Source organism: Roseobacter denitrificans OCh 114, from assembly GCF_000014045.1.
Lineage (GTDB): Bacteria > Pseudomonadota > Alphaproteobacteria > Rhodobacterales > Rhodobacteraceae > Roseobacter > Roseobacter denitrificans.
In genome coordinates this window covers 1,849,386-1,871,770 of sequence record NC_008209.1, presented here as the reverse complement: position 1 = coordinate 1,871,770, position 22,385 = coordinate 1,849,386, and the positions used below count along the sequence as shown (strand labels likewise).

Genomic DNA, 22,385 nt, shown 5'->3' with positions numbered 1-22,385 from the left:
CCATGACAGATCAAACCTGTGATATTCTGATATCGGGCGGCGGTATTGCCGGGCTTACGGCTGCGGCCGCATTCGGGACCGCCGGTTTTGACGTGATATGCGTTGACCCCGCGCCGCCAGTCACGGACCGCGCCGACCTCAAGGCGGATATGCGTTCCACCGCCATGTTGCAGCCTGCGCGCGAGGTTCTTTCCGCTGCTGGCCTTTGGGATCGGCTTTCGCCCCATGCCTCCCCCTTGCAGGTCATGCGCATCGTGGATGCTGGCGGGCCAGAGCCAGAAGCGCGCATGACGAAGGACTTCAACGCCTCGGATGTGTCGGATTTACCCTTTGGCTGGAACCTGCCCAATTGGCTGCTGCGCCGCGAAATGGTGGGGCGGCTGGACGAATTGCCGAACGTCGATTTCCGACCCGGCACAGGGACGAAATCCCTGTTCACGCGGGAAAACGAGGCCCGTGTCGGATTGACAGACGGCTCGCGCGTGCGCGCAAAACTGGTGGTGGCCGCGGATGGGCGCGCCTCGCGCATGCGCGAAGCCGCAGGTATCCCGGTGCGCACAACCCGCTATGGGCAAAAAGCGCTGGCATTCGCCGTGACGCACCCGATCCCCCATGAAAACGTATCGACCGAAATACATCGCACGGGCGGCCCCTTCACCCTTGTGCCGCTCCCGGATCATGAGGGGATGCCGTCGTCAGCGGTGGTCTGGATGGATGACGGCCCCGTCAGTCAACAGCGTTTACATAGCGATGTGGCGCGCTTCGAAGAAGAGATGTCAGAGCGCAGCTGCTATTTGTTTGGACCGCTGACGCTCGCCTCTCACCGCACAATCTGGCCCATCATCACGCAAAAAGCGGACCTCCTGTGCGGTGAGCGCCTCGCGTTGATTGCCGAAGCGGCCCATGTTGTGCCGCCCATCGGGGCGCAGGGTCTGAACATGAGCCTCGCAGATACATCGACGTTGCTGGCGCTCGCGCAGGAACGGCCGGAGGGTCTGGGTGATCGCAAGATGCTGGATGCCTATCACAAGGCACGTGACAATGATATTGCCCTGCGGGTGCGCGGTATCGACCTGCTGAACCGCGCCAGCCAAGTGCACACGCCCGCCCTCAGAGACGCGCGTGCCATGGGATTGAATGCCCTGTATGCGCTCGGCCCTGTCCGGCGCACCCTGATGCAGATGGGGCTTGGCGTCAGATGACGTCGTCCAACACCCGCGCGAGGCGAGCAACGGTCCCATCGACATCATAAAGCTTGTCGAGCCCAAAGAGCCCCAGACGGAATGTCCTGAAATCTGCCGGTTCATCGCATTGAAGCGGCACACCCGCCGCAATCTGCATGCCCTGCGCCATGAACTTCTTGCCATTCTGGATATCCGGATCAGCGGTATAGCTGACCACGACGCCCGGTGCGCCAAACCCATCCGCCGCGACCGAAACGACCCCTTTTGCGGCAAGCATGTCGCGCACCCGGTTGCCAAGGTCCCATTGTGCATCCTTGAGGCGCTCAAAACCGTACTCGCGCGTTTCCAGCATCGTGTCACGGAACGCGCGCAAGGCATCCGTGGGCATGGTGGCGTGATAGGCATGCCCGCCATTTTCATAGGCCTGCATGATGCTGTGCCACTTGCCCAGATCAATCGCAAAACTGTCCGACTGCGTCTCGGCCAGGCGCGCCACGGCACGCTCCGACAGCATCACAAGTCCCGCCGACGGGGACGCGGACCAGCCTTTTTGCGGCGCTGAGATCAGGACATCGACACCGGTTATGCGCATGTCAATCCACGCACAACCCGAGGCGATGCAATCAAGCACCATCAACGCGCCGACCTCATGCGCGGCGCTGGCCATCGCGGTGACATAATCATCCGGCAGAATGACACCCGCACTTGTCTCAACGTGCGGTGCAAAAACCACATCCGGTTTCTGCTCGCGAATGGCCGCGACAACCTCTTCGATGGGCGCCGGCGCAAAGGGGGGCGGGCTGGCATTGCCGGTCTGGCGCGCCTTGAGAACGGTCGTATTGGCCGTCAATCCACCGGTTTCGAAAATCTGGCTCCAGCGATAGGAAAACCAGCCGTTGCGCACCACCAGAACATCCGCATTGCGCGCGAATTGCCGTGCGACAGCTTCCATCCCGAAAGTCCCGCCACCGGGAATGATCACCACGGCATCCGCGCTGTAGACGTCCTTGAGCATACCGGAGATGTCGTTCATCACCTTCTGAAATGCCGCGCTCATGGAGTTCAGCGACCGGTCGGTGAACACAACCGAAAACTCTTCGAGACCGTCGGGGTCAATCGTGTCAAGCAAGGCAGCCATTTGTATTCTCCTGTAAAATCCTGACTTCTCCTTTAACGCGTCCGGTGATCAGGGGCAAAGCCTGCTTTGCCGCACCCCTGCACATTCCTGCACAGCACCTAAAGAGGTCCGGGCAAGCGCTCTTCACTCAGCAGGACATTTGCCTCCACCTCGCCAGCGCCGGGCAGTGTCATGATCCGGCGCCGCAACACACGTTCAAAGTCCGGCAGATCACGCGCCACGACGCGCAGACGATAATCATAAAGCCCCAGAACATGCTCGACCTGCTGCACTTCGGGGATCGCGCTGACTGCCCGCTCAAAATCCTCAAGGCTGACGCGCCCTTTGGTGGCGAGTTTTACGCCCAGAAAGACCGTGACCCCAAAACCAAGGCTTTGCGCATTCAGGCGCAGGCGGCGGCCCCGCAACACACCCGCCGCCTCAAGTTTGCGAATGCGTCGCCATGTGGCAGGCTGTGACAGGCCAAACCGCCGCCCCAAGGCGCCGGCAGTTTGCAGCGCGTCATCGGCAAGCGCGCGCACAAGCCGTCGGTCAATACCATCCAGTTCGATCATATGGGCAGCGCCTCTTCGGATTTGATCCGGGCGATTTGCATCAGGGCTTCGATATCGGCGATATGCGGCAGGGTCAGAATGCGGTCGCGATAAATGTCGTGATAATGCGGCATATCCCGCGCGATGATGTTCAGACGCGCATCAACACGGCCCAGAAAAGTCTGGATTTCCGTAACCTCGGGAACACCCCGCGCCGCTTCGATGAATTCATCAAACGCGCGCGCGACGGTCTTGTCCAAGGTGACACGCAGCGATACCTCGACCGAATAGCCCAACGCGGCCCAATCCACGACCGCGCCCACCCCTTCGATAACGCCTGCATCCTGCATCCGCGCCAGTCGTCGGGCAGCCTTTCCGGGAGAGATCCCGACACGTTCAGCCAATTCGGCCGAATTCAGGGTGGCGTCCGCTTGCCAGTGGCGCAAGAGACTACGATCAATCGCGTCGAGCATGATTTTATCACTTTCTACCAGATCAACAAATGAATACTGCAAAAAACCAACAATTTCCAGAGCCTCAATCGCTGGTATTACGGGGATATGCGCGTATTGTGCACCCCAGCATAAACCAGACAGAAGGAGCGCCCGACATGCGCGTCTATTACGACAGAGATTGCGATGTAAACCTGATCAAGGACATGAAAGTAGCCATTCTTGGCTATGGCAGCCAAGGTCACGCACATGCGTTGAACCTGCGCGATTCAGGGGCCAAGAACCTCGCCGTTGCGCTGCGCGAGGGATCTGCCTCTGCCGCAAAGGCCGAAGGCGAAGGCCTGCAGGTCATGGGCATTGCCGAAGCCGCCGCATGGGCCGACCTGATCATGTTCACCATGCCCGATGAGCTTCAGGCCGAGACCTACAAGAAATACGTCCATGACAACATCCGCGAAGGGGCTGCAATCGCTTTCGCGCATGGGCTTAACGTCCACTTTGGCCTGATTGAACCCAAGGAAGGCATCGACGTGATCATGATGGCGCCAAAGGGCCCCGGTCACACGGTACGCGGTGAATATACCAAAGGCGGTGGTGTTCCCTGCCTTGTTGCTGTTGACAAAGACGCCTCCGGCCGCGCGCTGGAAATCGGGCTGTCCTATTGCTCTGCCATTGGCGGTGGTCGCTCGGGCATCATCGAAACCAACTTCCGCGAGGAATGCGAAACCGACCTCTTTGGCGAACAGGCCGTTCTGTGCGGTGGCCTCGTTGAACTGATCCGCATGGGCTTTGAGACCCTTGTCGAGGCAGGCTACGCGCCCGAAATGGCCTATTTCGAATGCCTGCACGAGGTGAAACTGATCGTTGATCTGATCTATGAAGGCGGCATCGCCAACATGAACTACTCGATCTCGAACACGGCGGAGTATGGCGAATATGTCTCCGGCCCGCGCGTCTTGCCCTATGACGAGACCAAAGCGCGCATGAAGGCGATCCTGACGGACATTCAGAACGGCAAATTCGTGCGTGACTTCATGCAGGAAAATGCCGTAGGCCAGCCACACTTCAAAGCGACACGTCGCATCAATGACGAACACCAGATCGAAGCAACCGGCGAAACCCTGCGCGGCATGATGCCCTGGATCTCCGCTGGCAAGATGGTTGATAAGTCCAAGAACTAAGCGTTCAACAGCTTTGAACCACGATCACCCCGGCGCAGCACGTCGGGGTGACGCTTTTACGGTAGAAAGAACCCGTGTCACAACACCCCCAGATCACCGCCTCCAGTTGGCTCATGATCGCCATCCTCGGCGTGACGTGGGGCGGGACATTTCTGGTGACGGAAATCGCCCTTGAGGGCATCACACCGTTCTGGCTCGCGGCGGCGCGCATCGGTTTTGCCGCGCTTTTGATGACCGCCTTCTGGGGCGCCATGGGGTTTCGCCTGTTTGAAAGCCCGCCCGACCGGCGTGTCTGGGGCGCGACCCTTTTCATCGGCGCGTTCAGTTCCGCCGTTCCCTTCGTCTTACTGGCCTGGGGCCAGCAGTATGTCACGGCCGGATTTGCCGGTGTATCGATGGCGGCCGTGGCGCTGATCGTCTTGCCGCTTGCGCATTTTCTGGTGCCCGGTGAAACCCTCACCCTTCGCAAGGGCATCGGGTTTGTCATCGGGTTCGTGGGCGTGTGCATACTGATCGGTGGGCAGGCCTTTGACACAACCGGCGCGCGCCTTGAGCCCCTCGGCCGCATCGCCTGCGTTGGCGCGGCAAGTTGTTACGCCGTTTCTTCGGTCGTGCTGCGCCGCTTACCTGCGGTGGATGCCATCGGGCTCTCTACGCTGTTGCTGTTGATCGGGATGGGGGTCGTGGTCCCCGCCGCGTTTATTGTCGAAGGCCCTCCGGTGCTGCCGGACAACAAAACGCTGTGGGTGCTGGCCTTTTTGGGGCTGGTGCCGACCGCCGCCGCCAGTCTGCTGCGGGTGCTTGTGGTGCGCACGGCGGGCCCGGTGTTCATGTCACTGGTCAATTATCAGGTGCCGGTTTGGTCGGTCGTGATGGGCGCGCTCTTGCTGAGCGAGCCGCTGCCACCCTCCCTGCTCTGGGCGATGATCCTGATCCTGAGCGGCGTGGGCCTGAGCCAATATGGATCACTCAGTCGGCTGTTCAGGCGCGGCTAAAGCGTCTAGCGAAATACATGACACATCAAGTATCACATAACCCGTTGAAATCTTTGATTTCAGGCAGCGTTACGTGATTCAGGTTTATCGCATGACGCTTTAAAGTGCCATGCGCAAAGCCTGAATCACCCCCCGGCTGGCTGAAATCAGAGACTTCGGCCCTTGGATGATATGAGATGGTCTGGCAAGTCGCCCGACGCTTTACGTTCCGCCGACAGCATCCGCGACCGCTTCGACAACACTGTCGACCGCCTGCTCCATCACCGTTTGATCCTCATGTTCTGCCATCACGCGCACCAGTGGTTCGGTGCCAGATTTACGGATCAGCAAACGCCCCTTGCCGGACAGGTCAGCCTCCGCCGCCGCAATCGCGGCTTTCACGCGGGCGTCCTCAAGCGGGGTTTGACCTGCTGCAAATCGCACGTTCCTGAGCAGTTGCGGCACCGGTTCAAACCGGTTGAGCAAGACACTCGCAGGCTGTTCGGACTGCGTCATCGCCGCGAGAAACTGCAACCCCGCCATGAGGCCATCCCCCGTGGTTGCATAATCGGTCATCACAATGTGACCTGATTGCTCCCCCCCGAGGTTGAAGCCACCGGCACGCATCCGTTCGACCACGTATCGGTCGCCAACCGCCGTGCGCTCCAGTTTCAGACCCAGATCGCTCAGAAAATGCTCCAAACCAAGGTTGGACATTACCGTCGCGACCAGCGCATTATTCGCCAGTTTGCCGCGTTCCGCCCAGCGTTGCGCCATCAGTGCCATGAACTGGTCACCATCGCCAACCTTGCCGGTCTCATCAATCAGGATCACGCGGTCCGCATCGCCGTCAAGGCAGATGCCCACGTCAGCACCATGGGCGACGACCGTATCTGCCGCGAATTGCGGATGCGTTGACCCGCAGCCCTCGTTGATGTTCTTGCCGTTCGGAGACACGCCAACAGGAATGACCGTCGCACCCAGTTCCCATAGCGCCTCTGGTGCGACGCGGTGTGCCGCGCCATTTGCGCAATCAATCACAACTTTCAGCCCGTCAAGCCGCCGCTGGCGAGGAAAGGAGGTCTTGAGCCGTTCGATGTAGCGAAAACGCCCATCATCAATGCGTTTGGCCCGCCCGATGTCATTCGCTTCCACGGCATCGACGCCGGACGCGATCAGCGCTTCGATCTCCTCTTCGGCCTGATCCGACAGTTTGAATCCGTCAGGGCCAAAGAACTTGATGCCATTGTCACAGGCCGGGTTATGGCTGGCCGAGATCATCACCCCAAGGTCCGCGCGCATCGACCGTGTCAGCAGACCGACCGCAGGCGTCGGCACCGGACCCAGCAACAGCACATTCATGCCCGTTGAGGTCAGCCCTGCCGTCAGCGCGTTTTCGAACATATAGCCTGATAATCGCGTATCCTTGCCGATCACAACGCGATGCGCTGCCGATCCATCGCGCCTGAAGTATTTACCTACCGCAGCACCGATACGCAGTGCCATCTCGGCTGTCATCGGGTGCTCATTGGCCTTGCCGCGCACCCCATCCGTTCCAAAAAGCTTATCCATGCCCCTGTCCTGCCACGACCGCGCGCCAAAGCGCAATGGCCTGCAGGGTCTGTGGCACGTCATGGACGCGCACAATTTGTGTCCCATGTTTCAAAGCCGCGAGCGCCACCGCCAGTGACCCCGGCATCCGGTCGCGCGCCTCTTCGGCCCCGCCGAGCGTTCCGATGAACTTTTTGCGCGATGCCCCCAACAGGATCGGCACGCCCAACGCATGAAACAGGGACAGATGCGACAGCAGCCTCAGATTGTGATCCAGCGTCTTGCCAAAGCCAATTCCGGGGTCGGCAATGATCCGGTCGCGCGGCACACCGGTTTGCACCAGCCGGTCAATTTGCAACGCCAGAAAATCGTATACATCCAGCAACACGTCATCATAAACAGGCCGTTCCTGCATGGTTGCCGGATCACCCTGCGCATGCATCACGCAAACCGGAACCTGCCGCGCAGCACAAAGCGGTGCCAGATCAACATCAAAGGTAAAGCCGGAAACATCATTCACCAATGTGGCCCCCGCATCCAGCGCAGCCTCGGCGACAGATGTCTTGCGGGTGTCGATCGAAATCGTCATCGCGTGTCCCGCCGCGCGCAGGGCACGAATGACCGGGGCGGTCCGTTGGACTTCCTCTGTTTGCGGCACCACCTGCGCACCGGGTCGCGTAGATTCGCCCCCCACGTCGAGAATGTCCACACCCGTCATTTGCGCCGCACCCGCCAGGGCGGCGGCAATCGAATTATGCATGCCCCCGTCCGAAAAACTGTCCGGCGTGACATTTAATATCCCCATGACGCGTGGCTGGCTGAAGTCGAGCCCGGCCACCGCCGGTCTTTCCCGCGTCAGGCAAGTCAGGACGTCTGCTGGCAACTCACTGACAGGAATGACCTGCGATGGACGCCCCCGCTCCAATACCTCGATATCTGTAAACCACGTCCAGCCCCCGGCCAGCGTGACGGCACTGCGCGGACGCACAGGCCCCGATTGCAAGAGCGGTCGAAAATAGGGCTGCATGTTTACCAGACTTCAGCGTCGGCGGAGACATGGCGCAAAGGCACAGAAGCCTCACTGGGCAATTCCGCCCCGATCACGACCATTTCCCGTGCCCCGAGGGTGGCCGCAAACCAAGCAGCCAAGGCCACGGCATCGCGCGGTTGCGCGGATGGGCCATCCACAGCGTCAAGGACGATCTTTGAGGGTGCCCATACCGAGGATTGGCCGTTTTTCATGGCCCAATCAAGTTCCGTGCGCGTGGAAACCACCACGCAGCGGTCGTCCTTTGAAGCCAGCACCCAAGCGTTTTGTTCGATGGCCAACAGGTCGATCCGGCGCTGCGTCATGCGGTGATTGATCTGCGGGGCGCGCGTGTCGGATGCGCCGACACAAAACACCAGCGGGCGGCCGGATTTTTCAAGCTGATCAATCCATTTTTTCAGATGTGGTGAAGCGATGGCCTCGTTGCTGAGATAGAGCAATTCGGGTCGGACGGTTGTAATTTCCTCTTCCGGCGCGGCGGTCAGCATCTTGGCAGAGCGCACAATCTCCACACCCAGCGCGCCCGGACCCCGGTCCAGCTTTTCGATGCGAACAAATGCCCGTGTGGCCTGCGGTTCCAGCAAAATGCGTTCCGCAACGCGCTCCGCCAGTGTCTCAAGCAGGTTGAGGCGTTCATCGGCAAGCGCGCCGGCGATGGCTTCGGTGACGCGGTCATAGCTCAGAATGCGGTCGACATCGTCGTCAATCGGCCCCGTCAGCGGCTGCACCTCGACCACGACGTTGAAGCAAATCCGCTGGGTGACCCCACGCTCGGCCTGAAACGCGCCGATCTCAACCTCGACGATATGATCGCGCAAGGAGATGCGATCCAATGGTGTCGTGTCAGCCGTCGCCTCGGACCTTTCGGAAGGATGCGCAAAGGCAAGCCGTATTTCGGAACTCATTCAAAGCGCCTCTTTTCCCTGAACATTACGCGCATCTTAACGAAAGCGCGCCGGGGCGCAAAGCGCAGACCGCCACTCTGGGTCTGGAATACGTCAGTTGCTGGCCGTACGCCACGTGTGTCGGTAAAAGATATGCGTCCCGATGGCCGTGGTTTTCGTGTATGTCTTGCTCCACCGCGGCTTTACGGCCGTGGTGTGGTAATGGGTGGCGCCCTCGGTCAATTCCGGCGCTTTGCCATCAAGCGCCACGCGGGCAACTTTCGAAACACGCTCGAACGCACGGGGCTCCTTGATCACCTCTTTGTGGCCATCACAGGTATAGGTGAATTGGCATTGATACTTCTTGCCGGTGCCCTGATTGATGACACCGCAGGCAGAGGAAGGAAAACGCTCCGATTCGACCCTGTTCAGGATAACTTCCGCCACGGCAAACTGGCCCTTCACGGTTTCACCGCGCGCCTCGAAATAAAGCGCTTCGGTAAGACAGCTCCACTCCTCGCCACCCGTTGCCTCGGGCAGCCCGTCAATCCAGTCGCGTGTAAACTCCACGCCGTGGCTGGTCGCTCCGCCCTTGGGTGTAAGTCCGAGCGTAACCGACTGAAGCGCATGCTTTTCATCAGATAGCGCGTCGTTGTTTGCAGCCACAGGCGCTGCCGCAAAAAGGCCCAATGTCAGTCCAATGGTCAACAAAAACGTATGTGCACGTAATACTCGCATGCCTGCGTCCCCCACCAAAGTTGCAGTGAGGGCTCTCTAGCGGGATTAAAAGTTTACGTAAAGTTTACCGCCGTTAACATGGTTAATTGGTCAGGCAATCTGACGCTTTACGGCAACACATAATAGCCGATATGGTACTGAAATCGCTCAAAACTACGAAATGCTGTGTCCGATCGCAAGCTGTGCGGCAGCTAGTCGCGCCACGGGGACCCGAAACGGCGAACACGACACATAGTTGAATCCGGCGGCGCGGCAGAAGGCTATCGATTCGGGGTTCCCCCCGTGCTCGCCACAAATGGACAACGTGATGTCAGGCCGCGCCTCCCGCCCTCTTTGTGCCCCAATCTGCAAAAGTTCCCCCACACCGTCGGTATCAAGCGAATGAAAAGGGTCTTCGGGAAAGACACCCTGCCGCACATAATCGGACATGAAACGGCCCGCATCATCGCGCGACAAGCCATAGGTCATCTGCGTCAGGTCGTTGGTGCCAAAGCTCAGAAAGGCGCAATGTGGTGCGATGTCGGCGGCTCGAATGGCCGCGCGTGGCGTTTCAACCATCACCCCGAGCCGGTAGTTGAAATCCTGCCCCTTTTCCAGCCTGACCGACGAGGCAACCGTGTCGATGGACGCCTTGACCAGTTCAACCTCGCGCTTTGCGGACACCAGCGGGATCATGATCTCTGGCACGACCGGATCACCATCCGCGCTGGCATCCAGCGTTGCCTCGAAAATCGCGCGCGCCTGCATCTCGTAGATTTCGGGCACGGTGATGCCAAGGCGCACACCGCGCAGGCCCAGCATCGGGTTGTATTCCATCATCGCATCAATCCGGCGCGTGACGTCAGACAGCGGCAGATCCAAAGCATCCGCAAGTTCGCGCTGCCCCGCCCGATCCGTCGGCAGAAATTCATGCAGGGGCGGATCAAACAGACGGATACAGACCGGTTTGCCTTCCATGATACGGAACAACTGCGTGAAGTCCGCCCTCTGCATCGGCAACAGGCGTTCCAGCACTGCGCGCCTGTCCTGCGAGCTTGCGGCGAAAATCATCTCGCGCATGACGGTCAAGCGCCCCGGTTCAAAGAACATGTGTTCCGTACGGCACAGCCCGATGCCTTCGGCCTGAAAATTCCGCGCGGTCTGCGCATCGGCGGGCGTGTCGGCATTGGCGCGGATCTCAATGTCGCGCAACTCATCCGCCCATTCCATCAGCGTCTGAAAGCTCTCATCCAGCGCCGCCTCGCGCATTTCCGGCGCACCCGCGAGGACCTGACCGTTAGTGCCGTCAACGGTGATGATGTCCCCCGCTGAAAACACCCGACCATCGCTGGCCACCAGTTCCTTGCGCCTGCGATGGAACCGCATGTCGGACGCCCCAACCACACAAGGAAGACCGATCCCACGGCCGATGACGGCGGCATGGCTGGTGATTCCCCCGCGTTCGGTCAGCACGCCCTGTGCGGCATGCATCCCGCGAATGTCTTCCGGTGCTGTTTCGCGCCGCACGAGGATACAGGGTTCACCCCGCGCCGCACTGGCCTGCGCTTCGGTTGCGGTAAAAACGATCGCCCCGGTCGCCGCACCCGGACTGGCTGCGATGCCGCTGCCGATCACATCGCGCACCGCATTGGTGCGCACCTGCCGGTGCAACAACTCGCTCAAGGTGCGCGGCTCGACACGCATCAAGGCTTCCGCTTTGGAGATCACCTTGTCTTGCGCAAGCCGCACCGCGATGCGCACAGCGGCACGGCTGGAGCGCGGCACCCGCACCCCGTCAAGGATATGGACTTTGCCATTGTCCACCGCGAATTCCAGTTGCATTTCGGCCCGCAGTTTGACCCGCATCAGCGCGGCATGCTCCTGAAGCTCCGCGAAGGCTTCCGGCACGAGGTCTTCCAGCGACGGCCCACGCGGATCGCGCCCAAGATAAAGCGCCGAGGAATCCCCCTCGACCGCGTCGCGTCCCTGGCTTTGGCTCAAGTATCGCCCGGTGATCTGCGGCAGCCCCGTGTCACTGTCGACAAGCTGCAAGACGCCGGACCCGCATTCACCCAGACCGACACCGAGCGCCATCTGCTGCACCACAAGGCCCAAGCCCGCATCCGCAGGCGCGCCCTTGGCCTGCCGCAACAGCCGCGCCGACGTGCCATCCCACGCCCGCGCCATGGATTTCAGCACAGCGGCAAGCTGCTCGCCGGGGTCTGTGGGAAAGGGTTCTTCCATTTCGATTTCATAGGCCCGCAGGGAATCCTGCAACGCCTGTGGGCCGCTTTGCGCCACATCATCGAACATATCCGGATCAAGCCGGGCCACATCGACCGCAAAGGACTGCACGAAACGGGTATAGACCGAACTTGCCGCCTCAGCGCCGAGTTCGTCCACCAGCGCCTGAAAACGCGTGTCATTCATCCCGATGTTGAGAACCGCGCCCGGCCCGCCCCAGTCAGGATCCTCCGAAGACGGACGCACGCAGAGCAACGCATCCTCCGGAAACTGGGACACGATGGCCGCGATATCCGGCAACTGGCCCCGGGCGATATTCTGCACCGCTTCAAAGGACAGCGCGACGGTGCGCGGCACCGGCAGATCGAGGCGCACAAGCCGCTGGAGACACTTTGCGCGCCCGCCATGGGTATTGTTTGCGATGGGCGCTGTGGGCGTTACGAGGGTCGTATTCGGATTATTCTGCACTGCGGCACCTTTTTGAACTTGCCTGCAGCATAGAATGTAAACCTAGCCTGACAAGCACTAGTGCAAGCGCTCCCATTTTGCCGCAGGTCGGTTCAGCCCTCGATCCGGGTCAGATCCGCAACTGACAGGCAGATCTGCGTGATCCGATTGAGCAGGTTGAGCCTGTTGCGCCGGACTGTAGGGTTGTCAGAATTGACCTGCACCGCCTCAAAAAACGCATCAATCGGCGCGCGCAGTGTGGCCATGGCGGACATGGCGGTGGCAAAGTCTTCGGATTTCATCGCCGGGGTGATGATCGCCTCAGCGGTGTCCAGCGCTTTGAACAGCGCGCGTTCTTCGTCGGTTTCGGCGAATTTGGCGTCCGCGCCGTAGGAGTATTCGACCCCATCCGCCTCCTGCGCCTGCGTCAGGATGTTGTTGGCCCGCTTGAAGCCCTGGATCAGGTTTTCTCCATCCTCGGTCCCGACCACATCGGACAGCGCCTTGGCCCGTTTGACCAGCAATGTCAGGTCATCATTGCCCGGCATGGCGATGCACGCGTCGATCACGTCGTGGCGGATGCCTTGATCGCGGAGATAGACTTTGAGGCGGTCGTGGAAGAATTCGGATAAGCCATTTTTGCGAGTGTCTACCGTAGAGGAAATCTTCAACAACTCCTCCTCCAGTATCTTTTTTAGCTCTGCCTTTTCTGTTGGATACCTATGAGCAACCCTTTCAACACTACGCTTCACTTCGAGTTTGGCAATTTCGTATCGGTCGGAAAATGATATTTCCAACAGATTTTTGAGCGGTAATTTGAGCCTATTTTCGAGAATTAGCCGAATGGTGCTGAGAGCCGCGCGTCGCAGCGCATAAGGATCTTTTGAACCAGTTGGCAGCTCATTCGCAGCCCACATTCCAGTAAATTGGTCAAGTTTGTCGGCCAGCGCCACAGCGACGCTGACTGAGGCGGTGGGTACGGCGTCGGATGGCCCTAAGGGCGCGTAGTGTTCCTCAGCCGCCGCCGCGATGGCGTCAGACTTCCCGGCAGCTTTCAGGTAGTAGCGCCCCATCAAGCCTTGCAATTCAGGGAATTCATAGACCATTTCAGACGACAGGTCCGCCTTGGCGAACCGCGCGGCCTCCTCGGCCTCGTCCGAGTCCGCACCCACCATCGGGGCCAGCTCCCGGGCAAGGGCCGCGACGCGGGCGATCCGCTCCGCCTGCGTGCCCAACTTGTTGTGGAAGGTCACATTTTCCAAGGCTTTCAGCCAGTCGCCCATGCCCGCCTTGGCCACGCGCAAATCATTGTCCCAAAAGAATTTCGCATCCGCCAAACGCGCCGACAGCACCTTTTCATTCCCCGCCAGAATGGTCGCGCCGTTATCCGCCGTATCGCGGTTGGCCACGGTGACGAACCGCTCGATCCGGCCCGTCTTGGGATTGCGCACGGAGAAGAATTTCTGATGCTCTTTCATCGATGTTTGCAGCACCTCGGGCGGCAGATCGAGGAAATCATCACCAATCCGCCCCATCAGCACCACGGGCCATTCCACAAGCCCCGCAACTTCGGCCAGCAGGGCCGCATCCTCAACCACCTCAAGCCCATTGGCAAAGGCCTGATTGGTGGCATCGTGCCAGATCATATCTGCCCGCTCTGCCGGGTCGAGCACGACAAAGGCGCGTTTCAGCTTGGCCGCATAGTCATCAAAGCCGGTGACCGTAAAGCGGTCCGGCGCCATGAAACGATGCCCCTGTGTGTGGTCCCCCGCCGTGATGTGATCGACGCTCAGCGGTACGACCTGCGTACCTGCCTCATCGGACAGAATGCACAGGATCGAGTGTAACGGGCGCACCCAGCGCAGGGTGCCCGCACCCCAGCGCATGGATTTGGGCCAAGGAAAGTTACGGATCGTCTTTTCCAGAACTTCCGCCACGATCTGCGCGGCGGGCCGTCCCTCCTTGGTGATTTTGGCAAAGAGCACCGGCCCTTTGGGCGTATCGCGCGTCTCGAGTGCCTCGCGCGCGACACCTGCACCGCGCAGGAAACCCTCGATGGCCTTGTCGGGTGCATCGGCCTTGGGGCCTTTGCGTTCCTCGACGGTGGTGGGGCTTGCCGCAAGCACTCCCTCAAGCGTGAGGGTCAGACGGCGCGGTGTCGAGAACGCCGCCGCAGAGGCATAAGTCAACCCGGCCTCAACCAGCCCATCAGTCACCAGTTTTTGCAAATCCTGCGCCGCGCGGCGTTGCATGCGGGCGGGGATTTCTTCACAGAAGAGTTCAATCAGTAGATCAGGCATCAGTTATTTTCCCGTCTGGGGCATTCTTCACCAATGATGGTGCCGTCATAAGCCTTTTCGCCGCAGTCATTCAGCTCGTGCCAGATGTAGCCGCGCCCGTCCTGCGTGATCGCCACAATCCGGTCGACGCCGAAGTCCACGTTCTTTTCGCTCAAAAATGCGAGCGCGGTGCCAGCCTTTAACTCCTCGGCGATGGCGGCGGCATCAAAACAGGCGAACCACGCCGGCGCATTGCGCGGCACGGCCCGCTCAACGCCCACGTAGATCTCGGTCAGCATCGCAAGGCTTGACGGGGTGGTGAAACAGGCGCGAAAGCGAATGGGCGAGCTGTCCGCATCAATCGCCTCTATGTTTTCGGCCAGAATGGGCACAGGTGTCTCGGCCCCCAGCCGCATCAGTCGCACCTGCTGAAGGTCCGCACTTGCCTCTTCGTAGAACCCGTAGACCTGCAGATAATAGAGCGCACCCCCGGCAATCAGAGCCGAGATCAGGATGACGATACCGACGATTTTACCGCTCATGCGGCGCTCTCCGCTGTCCAGCCGCCCGCCTGTGTCTGCACGAAGGCATCGGCGCATTGCTTGGCAAGGTCACGCACACGCCCGATATAGGCCTGCCGTTCGGTCACCGAGATCACGCCGCGCGCATCCAGCAGGTTAAAGATGTGGCTGGCCTTGATGCATTGATCATAGGCGGGCTGGGCCATGACGATGCGCCGCCCGGTTTTGGGATCATCCGGCGCTTGCGCAAGGATGCGCGCGCATTCGGCTTCGGCATCAATGAAGTGCTGCAGCAGTACATCGGTATCGGCCACGTCGAAGTTCCAGCGGGCGTATTGCGCCTCGGCCTCCTGAAAGACATCGCCGTAGGTCAGCGGGATCGGACAATCAGGGTCATTGAATGGCATCTTGTTGCCATCATCGGCTCCCAGAATGTACATCGCCAACCGCTCCAGCCCATAGGTCAATTCGCCCGACACGGGGTGGCAGTCATGACCGCCCACCTGCTGGAAATAGGTGAACTGGCTGACCTCCATCCCGTCGCACCAGACTTCCCACCCGAGACCCCAGGCCCCGAGCGTGGGGCTTTCCCAGTCGTCCTCTACAAAGCGGATGTCGTGCAGGTCCATGTCGATGCCGATGGCGCGCAAGGACCCCAGATAGAGGTCCTGCAAATCCGGCGGGCTGGGTTTGATGATCACCTGAAACTGGTAGTAATGCTGCCAACGGTTGGGGCTGTCGCCATAGCGTCCATCGGTCGGACGGCGTGAGGGTTGCACGTAGGCTGCGGCCCACGGCCTGTTGCCCAGACTGCGCAGGGTGGTGGCCGGGTGAAAGGTACCTGCCCCCACTTCCATGTCGTAGGGTTGTAGGATCGCGCAGCCTTTCCCGGCCCAGTAGTCCTGTAGCCGCAGGATGATTTCCTGAAAGGATTTTGGCGACGTGACGCTGTCTGACATGGCGCGAACCTCAAGCTGAACTCGCGCTCTTCCTACGTGGGCTGGGAACAAGGGTCAATTGTATCTCAGACGATAAATTACCGGCCGACTTATGGTCAAACCGCTGATTTCCTGCTTATTGGTTCCCTGAACGGTGGCCGTGAGGAATGGGACGGGAATGACGAGACTTGTTTTGGTGTTATGTGTCTGGCTGAGCGGCCTTTCAGGCGCCGCGCGTGCGCAATCCGAAAGCGATCTGGTATGGGTGCAGATAGAGGCCCGCCCGACCTATGACGCAGCGCTTGCGCGGGTTCAAAGCTATGCGGCCAGCCTGCCCGATGTGGCCGGATTTTCCGTGGCCGGCGGGTGGTATGCGGTGGCGCTTGGCCCCTATACGCCGGAGGATGCCGAACAGGTTCTGACCACCTATCGCCAGCAGGGCCTGATACCGAATGACAGCTACATCGCGCTTGGCAGCAGTTATGCACAACAATACTGGCCAATGGGCGTTGATGTGCTGGGGCTGGGCGCAATCGGCGCGCTTTCCGCGCAGGCGGAACCAGAGATCGTGCCCCCGGTTCGGGCAGGCGAGCAGAGCGCGCAGTTGCAGGATGTCATCACCGCACAGGACACGGAAACCCCCGCACAGGCGCGTCGCAGCGAAAGCCAGCTCACCGCAGCGCAGAAGCGCGAATTACAAACCGCGCTGCAATGGGCCGGCGTCTATACCGCTGCGATTGATGGCGCCTTTGGTCGCGGAACCCGCAACGCGATGGCCGCGTGGCAGCGCGATAACGGGTTTGAGGCCACGGGCGTTCTCACAACGCAGCAGCGCGCAAGACTGCTTGCGGCCTATACGGCCATTCTCGACGGGCTGGATATGCGCATGGTGCGCGATACAGAGGCAGGCCTTGCCGTCAAACTGCCGACAGCCGTGGTGCGTTTTCAAGGCTATGAAGCCCCCTTTGCACAATATGACAGCGTCGGTGATTTTGGTGCCCGCGTCCTGCTGATCAGCCAGAGCGGAGACCGGGATGGCCTTGCCGGGCTCTATGATATCCTGCAGACCCTGACGATTGTTCCGCTGGAGGGGCCACGCAGCCTGTCGCGCAACAGCTTTAAGATCGTGGGGCGTGGGCCGGATTTCGTCAGCGAAACCGACGTGCGTTTGAACGGGGACGAAATCAAGGGGTTCATGCTGATCTGGCCGTTGGGCGATGATGCCCGCCGCGACCGGGTGCTGAAGGAAATGCGCGCGAGTTTCGAAAGCATCCCGGGCGTATTGGACCCGGGCGCGGGTATTCCCGCCGCACAGCAGATCGACCTGTTTGCCGGGCTGGATGTGCGCAAGCCGACACTCTCGCGCTCCGGGTTTTACGTGGATGCGGCAGGGTCGGTCGTCACCACGGCGGCGGTGGTGGAAAGCTGCGCCCGCATCACGCTGGATGATCAGTTCGAGGCGACACTTGCGGGCGTCGACCGGGAGCGCGGCATTGCCCTTTTGACACCAAATCAATCCCTCGTGCCGCCCGCATTTGCCCAATTCAGCGCGCAGCCGCCCCGGCTTCAGTCCGACATCGCGGTTGCCGGCTATTCCTTTGAGGGGCAACTCGGCGCGCCTTCACTCACATTCGGAACACTGGCCGACCTCAAGGGTCTGAGGGGCGAACGCGACCTTGGCCGATTGTCCGTGCAGGCATTGCCGGGTGATGCGGGCGGGCCAGTACTGGACAACAGCGGCCGTGTTCTGGGCATGTTGCTGCCCCGGATCGACAGCGCGCGCCAACTGCCTGAGGATGTGCGCTTTGCACTCATCGGTCAGGCAATTGAACCAGTGATGGCGCAGGCCGGGCTGCGCCCGCGCAAGGGTGATCAGACCGCCAGCCTTGACCCCGAAGACATTACCGACCTGGGGGTTGGCATGACCGTGCTTGTCAGCTGTTGGGAATGAACCCCTTACGCTATTTTCCGACGTCCGGCGTGACATAGATCAGCGTCGGTCCATCTGCTTCAAAGGCCGCCCGCACCGCGTGCTGCAAAGCCTCCAGTGTTTGCGGCGCCGCTGAACGCGCACCGAAGGCTTCGGCGAGTTTGCAAAAATCCGGGTTGCGGGCGATGACCGCCTTGGGCGCGATCTGAGCGCGCACCATGCTGTCCTCGATCTCTTTCAGCTTGCCATTGTCCCACAGCAGGATCGGCAGGCTCAGCCCAAGTTCAACCGCCACGCCCAATTCCTGCATCGTGTAGTGAAACCCGTAGTCGCCAATGATGGCGAGGGTTGGCTTGCCCGCCCGCCCGATGGCCCCGCCGATCGCAGCGGGGGTCGCATAGCCGAGGGTGCCAAAGCCGAACGGGTGATGCCAGTGGCCCGCGCGGTCCATGTCCCAGACTTCCTTGGCCGCATAGGCAAACTGCGTCATGTCGGAATAGATCATCGTACCGTCCGGCAGGACCGCTTGCAGCGCGTCACAGACCGGCACAATGCCCGGACGTTCCGCGGCTATTTCCGCGCGCCACTGTGCGCGTGTTGCCGCGATGTCCTGCGCGCGCCATTCGGTTTGCGGAATATGCCCTTCGAGGGCCTCACAGAGCGTCTGTGCAAAGGTGGATGCCCGGCACAGGATCTGCGCATCGCCGTCGCGCCGCGCGCCGGTCATATGGGAGGGGTCGATGTCCACGCGGATCATGGGGCATGTGTGCCCGAGCCCGTCGCGCCAGATATCAACCTCTGCAAGCTCCGACCCGATCACCAAAAGCAGATCAGCTTGCGCCAGAACCCGCGCAGAATCCGGGCGCGCCAGTGTCGAACCAAAGTAAAGCGCATAATCCGACGGGACGATACCACGCCCGGCATATGTGCAAAACGCCGCCGCCCCGGCACGGCTGGCCAGTTTGTAACAATCGCTGGCGGCAGACACGGCGCCACCGCCAAATATCATCATCGGGCGTTTGGCGGATTTGAGCGCTGCAACGACCTGACCGGCATCGGCGGGGGGAAACCCATCTGCGCAGATCGTTGCCGGATCGACGCGCGCTGGCGCATCCGGTGCCGGCGCCTGAAGCGCGGCAATCGGCACCTGAATGTGCTTGGGGCGTGCGCGCCGGGTCTGAAACTCGGTGAAGGCGCGGTCAATCAGGTGATAGGCGGCCTGTGCCGTTTGCGCCTGCACCGACCAGTCGCAGACGGTTTCCGCAGCGGCGCGCTGATCCTTCATCTGGTGCAACTGGCCTTTTCGTGCCGCCACCTCATCCAGACAGGAGGACAAAACCAGCATCGAAACCGAATCCGAATAGGCCTGCCCCATGGGCGTCATCGCATTGCACAGGCCCGGTCCGGTGATCACATAGGCCACCCCCGGTTTGCCCGTCGCGCGCGCATAGCCATCGGCCATGAACCCCGCCCCCTGCTCGTGACGCGCCAGGACGTGAGTGATGCCCGCCTCTTCGATGCCACGATACATTTCCTGATTGTGGACGCCGGGAATGCCAAAGATGACATCGACACCGCGATCCTTGAGCATATGTGAAATCTGCGCTCCCAGGGGACGTTGCATATCAATCTCTCCAGAATGAAAGGGTGAGCATGGCATAGACGGCCAGAAGTTCGAGCCGACCCAATAACATGCCAAGTGACAAAAGCCACTTGGCGGTGTCATTCAGACCCGCAAAATTGCCAGCGGGGCCAATTTCATCGCCCAGCCCCGGCCCGACATTGGACAAGGCCGTGGCCGCGCCCGAAAGCGAGGTGATGAAATCAAGACCCGTGAGGCTGAGCGCAACCGCCAGCAACCCCAGCGTCAACACGAAGAACATGAAAAAGGACATCACCGAACTGAGGACTTCCTCATCGACGGCCCGCTTTTCATAGCGCACGATAAACACACCATTGGGCGAGCGGATTTTGCGCAGTTGCAAGCGGATCGAGGCAAACAGCAACTGATAGCGGAAAATCTTGATCGAACAGGTGGTTGAACCCGCACAGCCGCCAATCAGGCCAATAAAGAAGAAAAGCGAGATCAGCAAAGGCCCCCATTGCATGTAATCCGCCGATGAATACCCCGTGCCCGTCATGATCGAGGTCACATTGAAAAGCGCTTCGCGAAATGCGGTTTCGGCGTCCTTGGGAAAAATCTGCGTCAATGCGATGGCGATGGCGAGCACGATGATCATCAGCGTTATCAGGAACACACGCACCTGACTGTCGCGCCACAGCGGTTCCGTGTGGCCATTGATCATCTGCACATAGCGCACGAAAGGCAGGGCTGCGAGGATCATGAACAGGCTCGCCACATATTCCGGCGGGCCGGAAAAGGTGCCGAAGGACGCATCGTAATTGGCAAAACCGCCGGTTGAAACCGTCGTCAGCGCGTGGACTGTCGCATCAAAGGCATCCAGCCCGAGCGCAAGATAGCACAGCGCACAGGCCATGGTCAGGCCAAGGTAGATACTGGAGATCTGGCTGGCGATCTGCGTCGCACGGGGCAGGATTTTACCCATGGTATCAAAGGCTTCAGATTTAAAGATCTGCATACCGCCGACCCGCAGCTCTGGCAGGAACACCATGGCGACAACGATGATACCGATGCCCCCCAGCCATTGCAGAATACCGCGCCACAAGAGCAACCCCTTGGGCAGCGTTTCAAGTCCGGTGAACACGGTGGAGCCTGTGGTGGTCAGGCCAGACATCGCTTCAAAAAACGCATCGACAAAACGCGCCTCGGTCGCGCCAAGCACGAAAGGGATGGCCCCGAAAAGCGGCAGAGCGACCCAGACCCCGGTGGTCAGGATGAACGTTTGCTGGATCGTCAGCCCTTCCTTGACGCCGTTCGAGCAGGCAACGGCAATCAGCCCCCCCGCAAGGACCGTAAAGAGCGCGGATTGCAGAAAAACCGGCCAATGCGCGCGCCCTTCGGCAATGTCGATCATCATCGGCAGCACCATGGCCGCACCCAATACGGCCACCAGCAAACCGATCACATATCCGACGGGGCGCAAGTCCAACATATGCGCAGGGTTGGCGCGGCGCTCCGCTGGTGTCAAGCGCATCCGGTCTGCTCTGCAAATACCGCCTGCCCGCGAGGCCGCCGCGCGTTACGGCCGGTTGAGATACACTCGCGCCGAGTTTGCCCCAAAAAGGCAAATCACATCCATGGTGGTCAAACTAACCGACGTGGAACAGCGTATTGAACAGTTTGGGGTCAAGGCTTTCTGACTTGAAGGTCTCCCCCTCCATCAGGACGCTGACCGCATCATGGCTGTGCAGGCTTTCCTGATGGCTTGCGATCACGCGGAAATCACCAATTCGCGTATCGCTATGCAATTGCTCACAAAACAGCCGCGCAGCATCTTCGACGAAGATCGGGTTGGCGGCGTTGAGTTCTGCGAACGCCTGTTCGTCCTCGCGTTTGACCATAACTTGTGTTTCGGTCGGCACAGCGCGTCGGCAGGCTTCGATCAGATCTTCGAACCACAGACATTGGCCGTCGTTTTCAACCTCAACCGAGATCCGCGCAACAGAGCGTTGCGAATGCGGCGTCGCCAACTGCCCGCGGGTTGCGCGCGCATGCTCGGAAAGCTCAAGCGAGCACGGGCAGGTCGATGAATACACGTAATCAAGATGCATGATTTTCTTGCGCACGCCGCCCTGATCCACCAGTTCCAGCGCGATGTCATAGTACTGGTACCCGGACAAACCAGACCGCAGGCTATCCACTTTCATCGGGAAGCTGAACCGCATCTGAATGCGGGCGTCAAAGCTTTCCAGATCATTGATATAGGCATCAAGCGCGGCTTCGATTACCTCAAAACTGAAGGTTTCTTCTGCATGTTTGTAAAAACTGCGCATGATCCGGGACATGTTGATGCCCTTCTTGTCCGCCTCAAGGCTGACCGAGCCGGTCACGGATGTTTCCAGCGTGATATCCCCACCGCTGCGCGTGTGGAATCGGATCGGCAGGCGGAAGTTGGAGATCCCTACATGCTGGATTTGCTGTTTCGTCCCACGGATCAGGCTCGACGGACCATTCTGCAAATCAGGCAGCGTTTCCTTATAGCCATCGTCCAAGGAAAAGTCGCTTGGATACTCACGCGACAGCGCCGGATACTCCACACCGTCCATGCCCGGGACAAGGCGGGCGACGGATGGGTCAAGCTCGCTGATCTCGGCCGGGGTCGCCTGTTTGGCCCACTGGCGCAACACATCAAGCGCTGCCTGCGCCTCATCTCTGTCTGGTGTGAGCTCTAATCCGGGTGTGTGAATGTTCATCGCGATGATCCCTGTGCGTCTTCGAAGTA

Annotated in this window: 18 protein-coding genes; 4 read left to right on the top strand and 14 right to left on the bottom strand. The window is 60.3% G+C overall.

What is annotated here, in order from left to right:
* Positions 1–2 precede the first annotated feature (2 nt).
* Positions 3–1,202 carry a UbiH/UbiF family hydroxylase gene (locus RD1_RS09055; RefSeq protein ID WP_011568183.1) on the top strand — a complete coding sequence of 400 codons (1,200 nt, stop codon included), beginning with the start codon at positions 3–5 and terminating at the stop codon, positions 1,200–1,202.
* Here the strand turns inward: RD1_RS09055 and RD1_RS09050 are convergent.
* From RD1_RS09050 to RD1_RS09040, 3 genes are all read right to left on the bottom strand, one after another.
* A complete protein-coding gene (locus tag RD1_RS09050) occupies positions 1,195–2,322 on the bottom strand; it encodes an aminotransferase class V-fold PLP-dependent enzyme (protein ID WP_011568182.1) in 1,128 nt (375 codons plus the stop codon). The two genes, RD1_RS09055 and RD1_RS09050, sit on opposite strands and share 8 nt — an antisense overlap.
* Positions 2,323–2,420: 98 nt before the next feature.
* Complete coding sequence (locus RD1_RS09045) at positions 2,421–2,876, bottom strand: Lrp/AsnC family transcriptional regulator (RefSeq protein ID WP_011568181.1); 456 nt, start codon at positions 2,874–2,876, stop codon at positions 2,421–2,423.
* Positions 2,873–3,328 carry an Lrp/AsnC family transcriptional regulator gene (locus RD1_RS09040; protein WP_011568180.1) on the bottom strand — a complete coding sequence of 152 codons (456 nt, stop codon included), beginning with the start codon at positions 3,326–3,328 and terminating at the stop codon, positions 2,873–2,875. Before RD1_RS09040 ends, RD1_RS09045 begins: the two co-directional genes overlap by 4 nt.
* A 137-nt stretch (positions 3,329–3,465) precedes the next feature.
* Here RD1_RS09040 and ilvC point away from each other — a divergent pair, with 137 nt between their 5' ends.
* Positions 3,466–4,488, top strand: a complete 1,023-nt coding sequence (ilvC, locus tag RD1_RS09035; protein ID WP_011568179.1) for a ketol-acid reductoisomerase — start codon at positions 3,466–3,468, stop codon at positions 4,486–4,488.
* 74 nt (positions 4,489–4,562) lie between these two features.
* Positions 4,563–5,483 carry a DMT family transporter gene (locus tag RD1_RS09030; RefSeq protein WP_011568178.1) on the top strand — a complete coding sequence of 307 codons (921 nt, stop codon included), beginning with the start codon at positions 4,563–4,565 and terminating at the stop codon, positions 5,481–5,483.
* A 201-nt stretch (positions 5,484–5,684) separates the two neighbouring features.
* Here the strand turns inward: RD1_RS09030 and glmM are convergent, their stop codons facing one another.
* From glmM to RD1_RS08990, 8 genes are all read right to left on the bottom strand, one after another.
* Complete coding sequence (gene glmM / locus RD1_RS09025; RefSeq protein WP_011568177.1) at positions 5,685–7,034, bottom strand: phosphoglucosamine mutase; 1,350 nt, start codon at positions 7,032–7,034, stop codon at positions 5,685–5,687.
* Positions 7,027–8,040 (bottom strand): dihydropteroate synthase, encoded by a 1,014-nt coding sequence (gene folP / locus RD1_RS09020; protein WP_044033045.1) that lies wholly within the window; start codon positions 8,038–8,040, stop codon positions 7,027–7,029. The genes glmM and folP overlap by 8 nt, the downstream gene beginning before the upstream one ends.
* Positions 8,041–8,042: 2 nt before the next feature.
* Positions 8,043–8,966, bottom strand: a complete 924-nt coding sequence (locus RD1_RS09015; protein ID WP_011568175.1) for a dihydroneopterin aldolase — start codon at positions 8,964–8,966, stop codon at positions 8,043–8,045.
* Positions 8,967–9,059: 93 nt separating this feature from the next.
* Positions 9,060–9,683, bottom strand: coding sequence for a cell wall hydrolase (locus RD1_RS09010; protein ID WP_011568174.1), 624 nt, complete (start codon positions 9,681–9,683; stop codon positions 9,060–9,062).
* Between the two features lie 153 nt (positions 9,684–9,836).
* The gene (locus RD1_RS09005; RefSeq protein ID WP_011568173.1) at positions 9,837–12,374 is read right to left on the bottom strand and encodes a putative PEP-binding protein; all 2,538 of its coding nucleotides are present in this window, start codon (positions 12,372–12,374) and stop codon (positions 9,837–9,839) included.
* 92 nt (positions 12,375–12,466) lie between these two features.
* Positions 12,467–14,653: a glycine--tRNA ligase subunit beta gene (gene glyS, locus RD1_RS09000; RefSeq protein ID WP_011568172.1), complete on the bottom strand. Its 2,187-nt coding sequence runs from the start codon at positions 14,651–14,653 to the stop codon at positions 12,467–12,469.
* The gene (locus RD1_RS08995) at positions 14,653–15,174 is read right to left on the bottom strand and encodes a DUF6446 family protein (protein ID WP_011568171.1); all 522 of its coding nucleotides are present in this window, start codon (positions 15,172–15,174) and stop codon (positions 14,653–14,655) included. Before RD1_RS08995 ends, glyS begins: the two co-directional genes overlap by 1 nt.
* Positions 15,171–16,112, bottom strand: coding sequence for a glycine--tRNA ligase subunit alpha (locus tag RD1_RS08990; protein ID WP_011568170.1), 942 nt, complete (start codon positions 16,110–16,112; stop codon positions 15,171–15,173). The genes RD1_RS08995 and RD1_RS08990 overlap by 4 nt, the downstream gene beginning before the upstream one ends.
* A gap of 157 nt (positions 16,113–16,269) precedes the next feature.
* Here RD1_RS08990 and RD1_RS08985 point away from each other — a divergent pair, with 157 nt between their 5' ends.
* Positions 16,270–18,042: a serine protease gene (locus tag RD1_RS08985; protein WP_011568169.1), complete on the top strand. Its 1,773-nt coding sequence runs from the start codon at positions 16,270–16,272 to the stop codon at positions 18,040–18,042.
* Positions 18,043–18,052: 10 nt separating this feature from the next.
* On the opposite strand, the gene RD1_RS08980 is transcribed toward RD1_RS08985, so the two are convergent.
* The 3 genes from RD1_RS08980 to folE2 form a co-directional block, all read right to left on the bottom strand.
* On the bottom strand, positions 18,053–19,645 hold the full coding sequence (locus RD1_RS08980; protein WP_011568168.1) for a thiamine pyrophosphate-binding protein: 1,593 nt from the start codon (positions 19,643–19,645) through the stop codon (positions 18,053–18,055).
* 1 nt (position 19,646) lies between these two features.
* Positions 19,647–21,137, bottom strand: coding sequence for a TrkH family potassium uptake protein (locus tag RD1_RS08975; protein ID WP_011568167.1), 1,491 nt, complete (start codon positions 21,135–21,137; stop codon positions 19,647–19,649).
* Positions 21,138–21,252: 115 nt separating this feature from the next.
* Positions 21,253–22,356: a GTP cyclohydrolase FolE2 gene (gene folE2 / locus RD1_RS08970; RefSeq protein ID WP_044033044.1), complete on the bottom strand. Its 1,104-nt coding sequence runs from the start codon at positions 22,354–22,356 to the stop codon at positions 21,253–21,255.
* Positions 22,357–22,385: the final 29 nt, after the last annotated feature.